This window comes from Mycobacterium sp. SMC-2 (assembly GCF_025263485.1).
Classification (GTDB): domain Bacteria; phylum Actinomycetota; class Actinomycetes; order Mycobacteriales; family Mycobacteriaceae; genus Mycobacterium.
Window position 1 is genome coordinate 1,088,725 of record NZ_CP079863.1, and the last position, 15,346, is coordinate 1,104,070.

Sequence of the window (15,346 nt, forward strand, 5' to 3'; positions counted from 1 at the left end):
CACGCGCCGTTCGTGGGCTATGCCGCGGCCACGCCGGTGGCGTACCGTCACCCTCGTCCTGACCGGATGCCCTGGGAGTCGTCATGTTGCTCAATCCCAACCATCTGCAACGCCGCTACCCGGACCGTCGCTCCCGGGAGATCATGGCTTCGACGGTGGGTTTCTTCGAAGCGCGGGGGAAGGCGCGGCTGAAGTCCGACGACCACGAACGGGTCTGGTACTCCGACTTTTTGGACCACATCGGACGCGAGCGCATCTTCGCCTCGCTGCTGACACCGTCCGCGTACGGCGCCTCGGACGATTGCCGCTGGGACACCTACCGGATCAGCGAGTTCGCCGAGATCGTGGGCTTCTACGGGCTGAGCTACTGGTACCCCTTCCAGGTCACCGCGCTGGGCCTGGGCCCGATCTGGATGAGCGGCAACGAGGGCGCGAAGCGCAAGGCCGCCGCGCAACTCGAGGCCGGCGAGGTGTTCGCCTTCGGGCTGTCGGAGCAGACCCACGGCGCCGACGTCTACCAGACCGACATGATCCTGACGCGCGCCGAAAACGGGTGGACCGCGAGCGGCGAGAAGTACTACATCGGCAACGCCAACGTGGCGCGGATGGTGTCGACCTTTGGCAAGATCGCCGGCTCTGACGAGTATGTGTTCTTCGCCGCCGACTCCCAGCACGATCGGTACGACCTCATCAAGAACGTGGTGAACTCGCAGAACTACGTCGCCAACTACGCGCTGCGCGACTACCCGGTCACCGAGGCCGACATCCTGCACCGCGGTCCCGAGGCCTTTCACGCCGCCCTCAACACCGTCAACGTCTGCAAGTACAACCTGGGCTGGGGAGCCATCGGGATGTGCAGCCACGCCATGTACGAGGCCGTCACCCACGCGTCCAACCGCGTCCTGTACGGCACCGTCGTCACCGATTTCAGCCACGTGCGGCGGCTGCTCACCGACGCCTACCTGCGGCTGGTCGCGATGAGGCTGGTCGCCACCCGGGCCTGTGACTACATGCGCAGCGCGTCCGCAGACGACCGGCGATACCTGCTGTACAGCCCGCTCACCAAGGCGAAAGTCACCAGCGAGGGGGAGCGGGTCGTCATCGCCCTGTGGGACGTCATCGCCGCCAAGGGGGTGGAGAAGGACACCTTCTTCGAGGCCGCCGCTCGCGAAATCGGTTTGCTGCCAAGGCTCGAGGGCACCGTGCACATCAACATCGGGCTGCTCGCCAAGTTCATGCCCAACTTCCTGTTCGCCCCCAGCAGCGAACTGCCGATCATCGGCCGCCGCGACGACGCGTCCGACGACTCCTTCCTGTTCGCGCAGGGACCGACCGGGGGCCTGGGCAAGGTGCGCTTCCACGACTGGCGCGCGCCGTTCGACGCCTTCGGGCACCTGCCCAACGTCGCGTTGCTGCGCAAGCAGATCGACGCGCTCGCCGACATGCTGGCCAGCGCGACCCCCGACGCCGCGCAGCAGAACGATGTCGACTTCGCGTTCGCCGTGGGCCAGCTGTTCGCGACGGTGCCCTATGCGCAGCTCATCCTCGAAGAGGCCCTGCTTTCGGACGTGGACGAAACCTTGATCGACGAGATCTTCGCCGTGCTGGTCCGCGACTTCAACGGCTACGCCGTGGAGCTGAGCGACAAGCCCGCGACGACGGACGAGCAGGCCCGCTTCGCGACGCGGATGATCCGCCGCCCGGTCCACGACCCCGCGCGCTACGCCCAGATCTGGAAGGAGCACATCCTCCCCCTCAACGGCGCGTACCAGATGCGGCCATAGGCGCCGGCCGTCGCCGGTTCAGCGCCCGGCCAGCCGGGCCTTGCGGTTCGAGCGCCCGTCTGGCCGAGCGTTCGGCGCAAGACGCCGACCCGACCCCTTGAGGTGTGACGCAGCTCACCGTAATATGACCAGTGGTCATCGATGCAAGGAGGCCGCATTGCCGACGGTGACTTGGGCGCGGGTCGACCCCGCCCGCCGCGCCGCCATCATCGAAGCCGCGGAGCAGGAGTTCGGAGCGCACGGGTTCTCCCGGGGCAGCCTCAACGTCATCGCGCGGCGCGCCGGCGTCGCCAAGGGCAGCCTGTTCCAGTACTTCGCGGACAAACGTGACCTGTTCGCGTTCATCGCCGACATCGGCAGCCAGCGGGTGCGCTCCTACATCGAGGAGCTAATCCGCGAGCTCGACCCGAGCCGGCCATTCTTCGAGTTTCTCACCGACCTGCTCGACGCCTGGGTGGCCTACTTCGCCGAACACCCGCACGAACGCGCCCTGCACGCCGCGGCGACCCTGGAGGTCGACACCGACGCGCGGGTCAGCGTGCGCAGCGTCATCCACCGCCACTACCTGGAGGTGCTACGGCCGCTGGTCCGCGACGCGAAGCTGCGCGGCGACCTGCGCGCGGATTCGGACACCGATGCGCTGTTGTCGTTGCTGCTCTTGATCTTTCCGCACCTGGCGCTGGCGCCGTACATGCGCGGCCTGGACCCGATTCTCGGCCTCGACGAACCCACCCCGGAGCAGCCGGCCCTGGCCGTGCGCCGGCTCGTCGCGGTGCTGGCGGCCGCGTTCTCAAGCCACCCGGTCAAGTCGGCCGTCAAACAATCCGAGGAGGTCACATGACACGCACGCATTCGGGCTCGATGGTCAAGGGGGGCCTCAACTGGGACAGCCTGCCGTTGCGGCTGTTCGCCGGCGGCAACGCGAAGTTCTGGGATCCGGCCGACATCGACTTCTCCCGCGACCGCGCCCACTGGGAGCAACTCTCGGACGACGAACGCCACTACGCCACCCGGCTGTGCGCGGAGTTCATCGCCGGCGAGGAAGCGGTGACCGAGGACATCCAGCCGTTCATGTCGGCGATGCGGGTGGAGGGCCGGCTCGGCGACGAGATGTACCTGACCCAGTTCGCGTTCGAGGAAGCCAAGCACGTCCAGGTGTTCCGCATGTGGCTGGACGCCGTCGGCGTCACCGACGACTTGCACCAATACCTCGACGACATCCCCACCTACCGGACGATCTTCTACGAGGAATTACCGGACTGCCTCAACGCCTTGACGGTCGACCCGTCACCGGCCGCCCAGGTGCGGGCGTCGGTCACCTACAACCACATGGTCGAAGGCATGCTGGCGCTCACGGGCTACTTCGGCTGGCACAAGATCTGCGTGGAGCGCGGAATCCTGCCCGGCATGCAGGAATTGGTGCGGCGCATCGGCGACGACGAGCGACGCCACATGGCGTGGGGAACCTTCACCTGCCGCCGCCATGTCGCCGCCGACGACGCCAATTGGGGCGTCTTCGAGACGCGCATGAACGAGCTCATGCCGTTGGGGCTGCGCCTCATCGAGGAAGGCTTCGCCCTCTACGACCCGATGCCCTTCGGCCTTTCGGTGGACGAGTTCATGGCCTACGCGGCCGACAAGGGCATGCGGCGCTTCGGCACGATCGCCAGCGCCCGCGGGCGACCGGTCGCCGAGATCGACCTCGACTACTCGCCGGTACAGCTGGAGGACACCTTCGCCGACGAGGACGAGAGGGCCCTGGCCGCCGTCTCATAGGGCGTCGAGCGTGGGCCTTACGGACGAAAACTGCCCCCCGAATTCGTCCATAGGCCTCATACTCGCCGGCTACTCGACCTTTGTGTTGCCCGACGCGGAGCCGCTCTCCGACTCGCCGACCCAGACGGTCTTGGCGTTGCAGAACTCGCGGATCCCATGGCCCGCGAGTTCGCGGCCGTAGCCGGATCGCTTGATGCCGCCGAAGCCAAGCTCCGGGTAGGACACCGTCATCCCGTTGATGAAGACCTGGCCGGCCTCGATCTCGTCGATGAAGCGCTGCTGCTCGGCCTCGTCGCGGGTCCAGGCGTTGGAGCCCAGCCCAAAGGTGGTGGCGTTGGCGATCTCGATGGCCTCGTCGATGTTGGCCGCACGGTACATCGACGCGACCGGGCCGAAGACCTCGTCGGTGTAGAGCGCCATGTCTTTGGTGATGTCGGTGACCACGGTCGGCGGGTAGAACCAGCCCGGCCCGTCGATGGGCTTGCCGCCGAGGCGGATCGTGGCGCCCGCCGCAGCCGCGTCGTCGACCTGCTTGGCGATGTCGTCGCGGCCCGACTCGGTGGCCAGCGGCCCCACGTCGGTGTCGGGGTCGGTCGGGTCGCCCACCTTGAGCGCGGTCATCCGCTCGGTGAACTTGTCGACGAATGCGTCGTAGATGTCGGCGTGGATGATGAACCGCTTGGCGGCGATGCAGGACTGGCCGTTGTTCTGCACTCGCGCGGTGACCGCGGTCTTGACGGCCTCGTCGAGGTCCGCGGACGGCATCACGATAAAGGGGTCGCTGCCGCCGAGCTCGAGCACGGTGGGTTTGATCTCGTCGCCGGCGATGGCGGCGACCGACTGGCCGGCCGGCTCGCTGCCGGTCAGGGTGGCCGCGGCGACGCGGGGATCGCGCAGGATGCGCTCGACGGCGCTGGAGGGGACCAGCAGCGTCTGGAAGCAGCCGTCGGGGAAGCCGGCGCGGGCGATGACGTCGGCCAGGTACAGCGCCGTCTGCGGCACGTTCGAGGCGTGCTTGAGGATGCCGACGTTGCCGGCCATCAGCGCCGGCGCGGCGAAGCGGACGGCCTGCCAGAGCGGGAAGTTCCACGGCATCACCGCCAGCACCACGCCGAGCGGCTGGTAGCGGGTGTAGGCCTTGGCGGCGCCGACCTTGGCGGCGTCGGCCGGCTCGTCGGCCAGTAGCTGTTCGGCGTTTTCGGCGTAGTATCGAAAACCCTTGGCGCACTTGAGCGTTTCGGCCTTCGCCGATGCCAGTGTCTTGCCCATCTCCAGGGTCATCATCGCGGCGACCTCGTCGGCCTCCTTCTCCAACAGGTCCGCGGTTGCGTTTGCCCACTGCGCGCGCTGGGCAAAGGTGGTGTTATGGCGGTAGTCCTGGAACCGGGCGTACGCGCGGGCGATGGCCGCGTCGACTTCCTCGTCGGTCGCCGGGGTGAAGGTCTTCACTGTCTCGCCGGTAGCCGGGTTGATGGTGGCGATGGGCACGCTGACATCCTTCGCTTCGGGGTTGGTAAAAGGTCCAACACCCAGCCTGCCACTATCGTTCCCCCTAGGGAGGTGCCGGATGAGTAAAGCCGCCGAGCTGATGGTCAAGTGCTTGGAAAACGAGGGCGTCTCCGTGGTCTTCGGCCTGCCGGGGGAGGAGAACATCCGGTTCGTGCAGGCGCTGGCGTCGTCGAGCATCCGCTACGTGCTCACCCGGCACGAGCAGGGGGCGGCGTTCATGGCCGAGATGTACGGGCGGGTCACCGGGCGGGCGGCGGTGGTGTCGAGCACGCTGGGTCCGGGCGCGATCAACATGCAGCTGGGCGTGGCCGACGCGACCACCAACAGCACGCCGTTGGTCGCCGTCTCCGCGCAGGTGGGTCACGACCGGCAGTTCAAGGAGTCGCACCAGTACGTCGACCTGGTCTCGATGTTCGCGCCCATCACGCGGTGGGCCGCCGGGGTGCCCACCGCGCGCGCCATACCCGAGATGTTCCGCAAGGCGTTCAAGGTCGCCGAGACCGAACGCCCGGCCGCGGTCTATCTGGCCGTCCCCGAGCACATCGACGCCGACGAGACCGACTACGACCTGACACCGTTGCCGCGCAACGTCGTTCGCCCCGACGCGCCCGCACCCGGTCAGATCGAGCGGGCGGTCGACATCCTGCGCAATGCGAAGCGGCCGGTGGTGCTGGCCGGGCACGGCGCAGCCCGCGGCAATGCGACCGCGGCCCTGGTCCGGTTCTCCGACGAATTCGGCATCTCGGTGGCCAACACCTTCCACGGCAAGGGCGTGATGCCCGACGATCATCCCAACAGCATCGGGACCATCGGGTTCATGCGGCACGACTACGTCAACTTCGGCTTCGACAACGCCGACGTGGTCATCGCGGTCGGCTACGAGCTGCAAGAGTTCGATCCGGTCCGGATCAACCCGCAGGCCGACAAGAAAATCATCCACATCCATCGGTTCCCGGCCGAGGTCGATGCGCATTATTCGGTGGATGTCGGGATCATCGGCGACATCAGCGCCTCGTTGCAGGCATTGACCGATGCGCTGGACGGACACACCTACGAGGCCGATCCGGAGGTTCCCGGCCACGGCCTGCTCGCCGAGGAATTCGCTCGCGGACAACAGGATTCACGCTATCCACTGGCACCGGCACGGGTGGTCGCCGACACCCGCGCCGCCCTGGGTCGCAGCGACGTCGTCCTGGTCGACACCGGCGCCACCAAGATGTGGATGGCGCGGCTTTACCCGACGTACGAATGCAACACCTGCCTGGTGTCAAACGGCTTGTCCACCATGGGGTTTGCACTGCCGGGCGCTCTCGGTGTCAAGCTGGCGCGGCCCGACTCGAAGGTGCTGGCGGTCGTCGGGGACGGTGCGTTCATGATGAACTCGCAGGAGATCGAGACCGCCGTCCGCGAACGGATACCGCTGGTGGTGCTGATCTGGGAGGACGACGGTTACGGCTTGATCGAATGGAAGATGGACCTCGAGCTCGGCGCGCACTACTACGTGAAGTTCGGCAATCCCGATGTGGTGAAGTATGCCGAAAGCTTCGGCGCCAAGGGGTACCGGATCAACAGCGCCGACGAGCTGCTGCCGACGCTGCGGGCCGCGCTTGACGACGCCGGTGTCTCCCTGATCTGCTGCCCGGTCGACTACTCGGAGAACCTGCGGCTGACCGACCGGCTCGGCGAGCTGGACGAGACGCTGTAATTCACGGGCACCCCCAAGAAAGGGGCCTGGAGGCTTATGTACCAACGGTGGGGCATCGCTCCGGAACTAGCCCAAGACACGCAAGGCGGGTCGGGCATGTTCAGCCACGTTCCCAAGCGCGTGGGTGGCGCCGCCGTCTCTGTGGCGGTCCTCTTCGCCGTGGGGACAGCCGGGACGGCCAGCGCCGTGTACCCCGGTGTCCCGGAGTGGTATGCGCAGGCCCGAGAACATCTGGCCAACACCAGAGAGTTCATGCAAGCGGTGGTGGACACGGTCGAAGCCAACGACGTCGGCGCTCTGCGGTCAGCATGTTCAAGGGTCCACGACGAACAAACCATTGGCCTCCAGGCGCACCTGCCTACGCCCGACCCGGCGCTCACCACCGCCCTGCAGGCCGAGATCAACGACTTTGACGCCGCGATGCACCTCTGCATGTCCATCGGGCCGAACACCACCCCGGCCGATCTGGAGCGGGCCGACGCGTTCTTGCAGCGGGCAATTGAGGACCTGCGGACGGTCAACGACATCCTGGTCGAAGACCTGAGTTGAGAGCCCGGCCCGTCCCACAGAGGCCGAATTGCCCTATCTCCATCTCCCGCGGTGCCGGATACTGGTGGCACTGGAAGCGCCGCGGAGCTTGTAAGCACGGAATCGGGTTTGTCCACAAGCCTTATTCGCAGGTCCTGCGGTGGTTTGTGTTTCGTTTGCGGGGGCAACCATGAGGCTGATCGATTTCTCGGCGCGGAAGATATCACCGGCAAAGATCCGGTCCGCCGGCTATGACGGTGTGATCGGTTACGTGTCGGAGTCACGCCCGGGCGCTCAGTTCGGGGCGAAGCCGCTGACTCGTGAATACGCCGATGTGCTGCGCGGGGCGGGACTGGCGATTGTGAGCAACTTTCAGTATGGCCAGCGGGGGGGATCGGCGCCGTCGGACTTCACCCGCGGCTTCGACGGCGGCGTGGCCGACGCGCAGACGGCGACGCGTCTGCATGAGAATGCCGGCGGTCCGGATGATGCGCCGATCTTCTTCAGCGTGGACGACGACATCGATCTCTCGACGTGGAACCGCCTTGGTGTGGAGTGGTTTCGGGGCATCAACTCGGTGCTCGGCGTGGACCGGACCGGCATCTACGGGCACTCCCGCGTGTGTGCGTGGGCGATCGAAGACGGCGTGATCGGGTTCTCGACGACGCCGGGGCGACGGTGGGCATGGCAGACAAAGGCGTGGTCATACGGTGAGCGTGAGCCTATGGCGGTGCTCTATCAGTCTGTGATCGATACGGCGTCCAATCCGGGCCCGGTGGTAGACGGCGTTCATGTTGACGTCGACGAGGTCCTGGCGGCGGATTTCGGCCAATGGCGTAGTGAGAAATCCACGCGCGCACGGGCTATCGCACCAGAGTTCGTGGAGCACACGGACATACGCAGCCCCTACAACGGCTCACGAAACGGCGTCGACGTCGCATGGTTCGTGCTGCACACCGAAGACGGGTACAGCAAGTCGGCGCGCAATCTCGCCAATTACCTGTCCAACAATCCGTATGAGGTCTCGTATCACTACACCGTTGACAATGCCGGGCAGCTGTACAACATCGTGGACACCGACTTCTACGCGAATTCGGTTTTGCAGCCGGGCAATTCGAAATCCATCAATCTCGCCTTTGCCGGATCCTTTACCAGCTGGCCGCGCCAAACATGGTTCGAGCAGATGCAAGATGCTATCGACGTCGCTGCGTTTATCGCGGTCCGCGACGCGCAACGCTACGGCCTGCAACCACGAGTGATCAGTCCCGAACACGCGCGCCGGGGTGCAACCGGAATCACCGATCACAACGGAGTGCGGATCGCGACGGGCCGTGGCGACCACACCGATGTCGGCCCCGGCTTCCCCTGGGACTACTTCGCCAACAAGATGTGCGAATTCGCCGGCGTGCGAACGCTTTCTGGGCCGGCGGTGTTGGCACGCGCTTCTCCCAGCTATCCGGGAACCACAATTGCGCAGGGCTCGGCCGGCCCGCACGTCGTGCTGATCCAGAAACGGTTGAACGACGTTGCCGACGCGGGACTGCTCACCGACGGCGAATTCGCACCGTTGACGGGCCGTGCGGTGACCGGCTTCCAGAACAGCTGCGGTCTGGTCGCCGACGGGCAGGTCGGGCCGCAGACATGGGCGACCTTGTTCTCGTATCGCGATCGCATCTCCCCGCCGCGGACCGAGAAGGGCTTTGTGGCATCCACAGATGGCCAACCGCGAGCGCCGCTACGCTACTGGCCACTGGGAGCCGGACGCCGGGTGACGAGCCCGTTCGGCTGGCGCGACGGCGAATATCACACCGGCATCGACTTTGGCCGCCAGGGCGGGTCAGCCGACATGCCCGTGTACGCCTGCCAATCGGGCACCGTGATCTACGCGGGGGCGGCCCAAGGTTACGGCGGGCCCGATCCCGCGGGGTGGCTCGTCGTCGACTCCTCTGATGACCAAGGTTCCGGTTGCTTCGAATACGGGCACATCGTCCGCGAGGTCGCCAAGGGCGACGCCGTCGTCGCGGGCCAGCGCATCGGGCGGATCAATCCCGACTCTTCAACCAACGGTGGAGTGGCGCCCCATCTGCACCTCAGCTTCATGCCGCGCGAGTACAACCCGGGCAGCAAAACCGATCCGGCCCCGTGGCTGCGCGACGCCCTCGAGCCCGAAGGAACGAAATCGGCGCCGACGAGGTCGTCTCGGAGCCGCCCGGCGCCCGCCCGGAAAGGAGCACCAAAGCGCTCCAGGCGGAAGGCCGACGCGCGCAGCTAGTCTGTGCGCTGTGGCGTCGCTGCCGGCAGGGCCATCGGACGGACATAGCCGCCGATCAGCGTCCGATGCCACCAGGCCCGCTCACGGCGCAGCTCGGCCGGCGTCGTGAAGCGATATTCGTAGAGTCGCGCGCGCACATACCGCGGCGGCGAGTCCGGGAACGGGTTGTGCCGCAGCAAGCGCAGCGTGGGCCGATCGTTGCGCAGCAACCGCTGCAGGAACGGCGTCAGCCACGGCTGCGCGTAGGCGGGCGAGATGGCGGCGAACCACATCAGCCAGTCCAGGCGCAGGTGATAGGGTGCCCACTGTCTCGGCAGCCGGCGCACGGCGCCGGGCTTGCCCTTGAATTCGTACTCCTTCCAAACGGTCTGGTCGTTCAGGTGCGTCTCGTCGGTGCCTTCGATCACGACCTCGCGGCGCACCCGGCCGATGCTCCCGAACGCGCCGTAGGTGTTCACCAGATGAAAAGAATTGAACGACATGTTCATTCGCTGCCGCGACGAGAGCATGTTGCGTACCGGCCAGTAGCTCAAGTACAGCACCGCCGCGGCGAACGCGATCACCGGGGCGGCGAACCAAACCGGCGTCACCGAAAACGCCGGGCGGTCGGTGCGGAGCACCAAAGCGATCGACGAGTCGTCGATGGCGCTGCACGCCAACAGGATCGTCAACCAATTGAGCCAGGCGAAATTGCCCGACGCCACCAGCCACAGCTGGGTGACGACGATGATCGCCGCGGCGATGCCGGCCACCGGCTGCGGCGCGAACAACCCGAACGGCACGATCAGCTGCGCGAAGTGATTGCCCGCCACCTCGATTCGATGCAGCGGCTTGGGCAGGTGGTGGAAGAACCAGCTCAACGGCCCCGGCATGGGCTGCGTTTCGTGGTGGTAGTACAAGCACGTCAGGTCGCGCCAGCACGGGTCGCCGCGCATCTTGATCAGGCCGGCGCCGAACTCCACTCGGAACAACAGCAACCGGGCCATCCATAACGTGAGCACCGGCGGCGCCACGTGATCGTTGCCGAGGAAAATCATCAGGAAACCTGTTTCCAGCAACAGTGACTCCCACCCGAAGGCATACCAGGTCTGCCCGACGTTGACGATCGAAAGGTAAAGGATCCACAGCGTCAGCCACATCAGCATCGCGGCCCAGAGCGGCACCGCATCGGCCGCGCCGGCGGCGATCGCCGCGGCCAGCGCCGCGCCGAACCAGGACACCGCAGAGAACAGGCGATCGGAGTAGCGCAGATGAAAGAGGCTGGGTGTGCGCCAAAACGACTGCCGGGCCAGGAAACGGGGGACGGGCTGCATTCCGTTCTCGCCGATGAGCGCCCGGAACTGCGCGGCGGCCGCGACGAACGCGAGCAGGTAGACCACCGCGACACCCCGCTCGAGCACCTCTCTGCCGAGCCAATATTCGGGTGCGGAAAACCAGCCCATGGCCGTAACTCCTCGGACGGTCGCGGTCACACAGACCCGCGTATCCAGTCAATCAGCCGGTAAACGGCTAGCCAAGAGCCGGGCGGCTATTCGTCGCGTTCCGCCCGATCCTCGGACCGCAAAGTCACCGCGGAAGCGGCGAGCACCGCAAGCGAAATCAGCGCCAGCAGCTGGACATTCGCGGAATGACCCGCATAGCCGTCGACCGACCGCCACGGATGCCGCGACAGCGCCGCCCCGGCCAGGATCAGGCCGCCCGCGCTCAGCACCACCCTTGCGCGGTCCAAGCGCCGACCGCGCAAGGCGTACCGCAGGCCCAGGGCGGCGGCGACCACGACGACCCCGGCCGCACCGGCGATCACCGCCCCGCAGGCGACCACCGCGACCGCCGCCCATGCGCCCGGCCGCCACGGCCGGGCGGGCGCGTCGTCGGCTCGCCTGCTTCGCGTGCGCCACAGCGCGAGCATGGCCAACAGCGGCAGCAGGGCCAGCCCCACCGCCAGCCCCACCCGGTACGGCGCGTTGGACGGGAAGGTCAGCGTGATGGTGCCGGGGTCCCCGGGCGGCACCACCCAGCCCTGCTGCCACCCGTTGACGGCCACCGGGGTCAGCCGGGCCCCGCTGCTGGTGCGCGCCACCCAACCGGGGTTGATGCTTTCGGGGATGACCAGCACCCGGGGCGCGACCGACGGCGGCGCCTGCACCTCGCGACGGTCCGGACCCCACACCCGCCACGCCGGAACTCCTACGGGGGCGGGCTGCGGGGCGGCTGTGGCCGGCGCGGTCAGCTGGGCGCCGTCGACGACGAATTGGGCGCCCGGGCTGATCAACAGCTCCTGCTGGCCCGCCGGCAGCGCGATCGGGTCGCGGTCGCATGGCCGCGCGGCGACGGGCTCGTCGTTCAGCAGCGCGCCCACGGTGGTTCGGATCGAGGTGTGCTCGAACCGGCCCGCGACCGCGATCACCGGGCCGTGGTCGCAGTCGACGGTGATCTCCCGCGCGCGATCGCGGGCGGCGTCGGCGGGCGCGATCGGTTTGCCGTCGGCGCCGAGCGCCGCCACCTCGGCCAGCCCCGGCGGCTTGAGCTGGTCGAAACCCAGCGCGTTGCGGTCGATGACGTCTTCCCAGTCGAGCAGGCTGACGGTGACGCTGTCGGTCACCCGGGGATTCAGCGAGAGCGTCTGCGATTCACCGGGTTTCACCGAGCGCACCTGCGGGCCGTCGCCGAGATTGACCGCCACCATCGTCGGGTGGGCGGGCAACGCCGACCGGCTCGATACCAGCCGCAGCCCGGTGACCTCGGTGGGCCGCGGCAAGGCGAGCGTCAGCGTGGGCGGGGTCTTGTGTTGCACCACCGGCTGCGGCGCCGTCCACGCGGTGGCCGGGTCGCCGTCGGTCGCCGCATACGCCGAGCCGAGGACGTCGACCAGGTCGGCGTCGCCGTGTGCCCGGGTGGTGTTCGGCTCGGCGATCAGGTCGGCCAGCTTGGGCCCCTGCCGTGGCCGCACCCACACCAGCGGGGTCACCGACATCGGCGCGGGAATGGTCAGCGTCCTGCTGAGATTGACCGGCTCTTCGGGCGCGAGGGCCATCGACGGCGCGCAGCGCACGCCGCCGGGCGCCGTCGCGCAGCCCGGCCTGCCGAGTAGTTCGGAACCAAGGTCGAAGCCGGTGATCGCCGATCCAGGCGGCGGCCCGGGAACCCGTACGGTGTGCCGCAGGTCGAGCGGGTGGGCAAATCCGGACGCGTCGTACTGGGTGATCGACAGGTCGGTGATGCCGAATTGCACACCGGGAGAACCGTCGTCGGTGCCCGCGGCGGTGATGCGCACCCACGGCGTTTCGCCGTAGGGCAGCGCGGCGGCGAGCGGCTTGCCGGGCTGGTCGAACCGCAGCGTGGTGCTGCCGGTCGCGGTTTCGATCAGGATGCGGCGCACCTGCGCGCCGACCGCGGTGGCGCTGGGCGTCAGGGTGATCGCCGCGTTGGTCACCGGGTGGTCGAAATCGACCTGCAGCCACTGGCCGACGGCGGCCTGCAGCGAGTTGGACACCCACGCGGTCGCCGGGTCGCCGTCGATGGCGGCGACGGGGGAGGTCGCAGGCGCCACGTCGGGCATCGCGGTGGAGTCCGACGACGAGCTCGAAACGCTGATCCGCCCGCCGGTCCAGGTGCCGGCGACCGGGTCGGCCCCGGGCACGGGATAGTCGGGCACCCGGTTGTAGGTATGCCGGGCGTCGCCCGCGGCGCGGACGGCCGACGAATGATGGTCCACCCGGCCGTAGTCGGTCTCACGGGCCACCGGGGTGTCGGTGACGGTCACCGCCGGCACCGGCAAACCGGCGGCGCGCGCGTCGGCGGTCATCAGCACCGGGCCCAGCGCCGGCTGCCCCTGCAGCCGGCGCCGCTCGTCGAGGCGCAGCAGCACTTCCGGTCCGCCGTCGACCCGGGGCAGCCGGTCGACGTCGGCGAAGTAGGGCGCGCCCGAACCGCCGGCAACCCGGTAGATCTCGACGGCCGGGTACCGCGGGCGCAGTCCGCTGTCGGCGACGAAGCCCGCCAGGGTGCCGGGTCCGACCGGCTCGCCGAACTGCGCCACCTTCTGCAAACCCGGGGACCCGTCGACGGCGCGGTGTACCAGGAGGGGGCGCGCCGAGCGCGACGCGTCCGGGTCCAGGTCGTTGCGCACCACCACATACGAAATGCCTTGTCGGGCAAGGGTATCGGCGAGTCCTGCCGAAGGGCGCCCAGCGGCGAACAGGCGTTGCACCGAATCCAGCGCACGGATGGTTTGCGGTGGGGTCAACGGGATGGAGTCGCGCACGCCCCAGGGGCTGCCGCCGAGCACCTGCAGCGGCTCGTCATGGCTGGTGCCCCACACCTGCGTGGCGAACGGCGCCCCCGGGGCCACCAGCACCCGGCCGGGCACCGGGGTCCCCGTGTTGTGCCGGTCGAGCCAGTCGGCGGTTTCCTGCCAGTACCGGGGTATCGCGCTGAAGGTGCCGGGCGGAGTCAGCCGGCCGGTCCACGCCAGCGAGGTGCTCACCATCAGCGCCGTCAGGACGACGATCGCGACCGCGACCCGCTTGTCGCGCTCGGGGTGGGCGAACGCACGCAGCCAAACCGAGACGGGCCGCGCACCGGGCAGCGGGACGCGACCGAGCACGTGGACGATGCCCAGCACGATCGGGATCCGGACCACCGACCCCAGCTTGTGCACGTTGCGCAGCGGCGCACCGCCGGCGTCCAGGAACGCCTGCACCGCGTGAGCCACGGGCGAGCCCAGCCCGCCGCTGTAGCCGACGGCCATCAACGCGACGCCTACCAACAGCATCGTCACCAGCCGTCCGCGGGCCGGCATCGTCGAACCGGCCAGCCCCGCCAGCCCGGCCGCCGCGACCAGGCAGGTGGCCAGGACGGCCGCCGAGCCGGTCACCAGCGGCGCACCCGCGGTGGCGGTCGGCGCCACGTACGGGGTCCAGCTGTCGGTGCCGCGCAGTATCTCGGTGAGCGACGACCATTGCGTCGTCACACCGGAGGATTCGATGAAGTCCAGGAAGGGCGGGCTGATGGCCCGCAGCATCACCAGGGCGACCACCCACCACAGCATCGCCAGGAAAAGGGCGACCGACCACCATCCGGTGTAGCGCCACCACAACCGGTTCGGCCGGTGGCAGGCCCACCAGATCACCGCCGGCAGGCAGCCGGCCAGCGTGGCGATCGCGTTGACCGCGCCCATCAAGGCGACGGCCAGACCGGCCTGCGCGGCCAGCGCCCGAACCGACCGGTTGGCACAGGCGCGCCCCCCTGATTTCAGCGCCAGGATCGTGGGCAGCAACACCCACGGCGCCAGCATCATCGGCAGCGTTTCCGACGAGATGGAGCCGAGCGTGGTCAGCACCCGGGGCGACAGCGCGAACGCCGCGGCACCGATCACCCGCGACGCGGGGCTGCCGATGCCCAGCGCCTCGGCCACCCGCAACAGTCCCCAGAAGCCGACGGTGAGCAGCAGCGCCCACCACAGCCGTTGGGTGATCCACCCCGGCACCGAGAGCAGATGGCCGATCGCGAAGAAGGTCCCGTGCGGGAACAGGTAGCCGTACGCCTGATTCTGCGCCTGTCCGAATGGCAGCTCGCTGTTCCACAGGTTGGTGGCCCGGGCCAGGAAGCGCAGCGGGTTGACGGTGAGGTCAAGTTTGGTGTCGGGGGAGACCCGCCCCGGCGATTGCGCGAACGTCAACGCCAGCGCGATCGCCCCGACCAACCACAGCCACCGGCGCGATGCGGGCGCGGCCGGCGGACAACCAACCGGTGCGCCGGCCTCCGCTTCCG

General features: G+C 68.3%; 9 protein-coding genes and 1 pseudogene. 7 read left to right on the forward strand and 3 right to left on the reverse strand.

The features are described from left to right. Window positions 1–83 precede the first annotated feature (83 nt). From KXD96_RS05155 to KXD96_RS05165, 3 genes are all read left to right on the forward strand, one after another. On the forward strand, window positions 84–1,784 hold the full coding sequence (locus KXD96_RS05155; protein WP_260743352.1) for an acyl-CoA dehydrogenase family protein: 1,701 nt from the start codon (window positions 84–86) through the stop codon (window positions 1,782–1,784). A gap of 157 nt (window positions 1,785–1,941) precedes the next feature. Further along, entirely contained in the window at window positions 1,942–2,625 is a 684-nt protein-coding gene (locus KXD96_RS05160) for a TetR/AcrR family transcriptional regulator (protein WP_260743353.1), read from the forward strand. Continuing rightward, a complete protein-coding gene (locus KXD96_RS05165; protein ID WP_260743354.1) occupies window positions 2,622–3,560 on the forward strand; it encodes a R2-like ligand-binding oxidase in 939 nt (312 codons plus the stop codon). Before KXD96_RS05160 ends, KXD96_RS05165 begins: the two co-directional genes overlap by 4 nt. Before the next feature lie 69 nt (window positions 3,561–3,629). On the opposite strand, the gene KXD96_RS05170 is transcribed toward KXD96_RS05165, so the two are convergent. Beyond that, the gene (locus KXD96_RS05170; RefSeq protein ID WP_260743355.1) at window positions 3,630–5,048 is read right to left on the reverse strand and encodes an NADP-dependent succinic semialdehyde dehydrogenase; all 1,419 of its coding nucleotides are present in this window, start codon (window positions 5,046–5,048) and stop codon (window positions 3,630–3,632) included. A gap of 79 nt (window positions 5,049–5,127) precedes the next feature. Between KXD96_RS05170 and KXD96_RS05175 the strand changes: the two genes are divergently transcribed. The 4 genes and pseudogenes from KXD96_RS05175 (at window position 5,128) to KXD96_RS05190 (ending at window position 9,574) form a co-directional block, all read left to right on the forward strand. Further along, the gene (locus tag KXD96_RS05175) at window positions 5,128–6,774 is read left to right on the forward strand and encodes an acetolactate synthase large subunit (protein ID WP_260743356.1); all 1,647 of its coding nucleotides are present in this window, start codon (window positions 5,128–5,130) and stop codon (window positions 6,772–6,774) included. Window positions 6,775–6,870: 96 nt separating this feature from the next. After that, window positions 6,871–7,323 (forward strand): hypothetical protein, encoded by a 453-nt coding sequence (locus KXD96_RS05180; protein WP_260743357.1) that lies wholly within the window; start codon window positions 6,871–6,873, stop codon window positions 7,321–7,323. Between the two features lie 169 nt (window positions 7,324–7,492). Next, window positions 7,493–8,137: pseudogene (locus tag KXD96_RS05185) on the forward strand (DUF1906 domain-containing protein); the annotation flags it as partial. A 111-nt stretch (window positions 8,138–8,248) separates the two neighbouring features. Continuing rightward, window positions 8,249–9,574 (forward strand): peptidoglycan DD-metalloendopeptidase family protein, encoded by a 1,326-nt coding sequence (locus KXD96_RS05190; RefSeq protein WP_260745223.1) that lies wholly within the window; start codon window positions 8,249–8,251, stop codon window positions 9,572–9,574. On the opposite strand, the gene KXD96_RS05195 is transcribed toward KXD96_RS05190, so the two are convergent. Beyond that, window positions 9,571–11,016: a lipase maturation factor family protein gene (locus KXD96_RS05195; protein WP_260743359.1), complete on the reverse strand. Its 1,446-nt coding sequence runs from the start codon at window positions 11,014–11,016 to the stop codon at window positions 9,571–9,573. The two genes, KXD96_RS05190 and KXD96_RS05195, sit on opposite strands and share 4 nt — an antisense overlap. An 86-nt stretch (window positions 11,017–11,102) precedes the next feature. After that, complete coding sequence (locus KXD96_RS05200; RefSeq protein ID WP_260745224.1) at window positions 11,103–15,284, reverse strand: alpha-(1->3)-arabinofuranosyltransferase; 4,182 nt, start codon at window positions 15,282–15,284, stop codon at window positions 11,103–11,105. Between the last annotated feature and the right edge of the window lie 62 nt (window positions 15,285–15,346).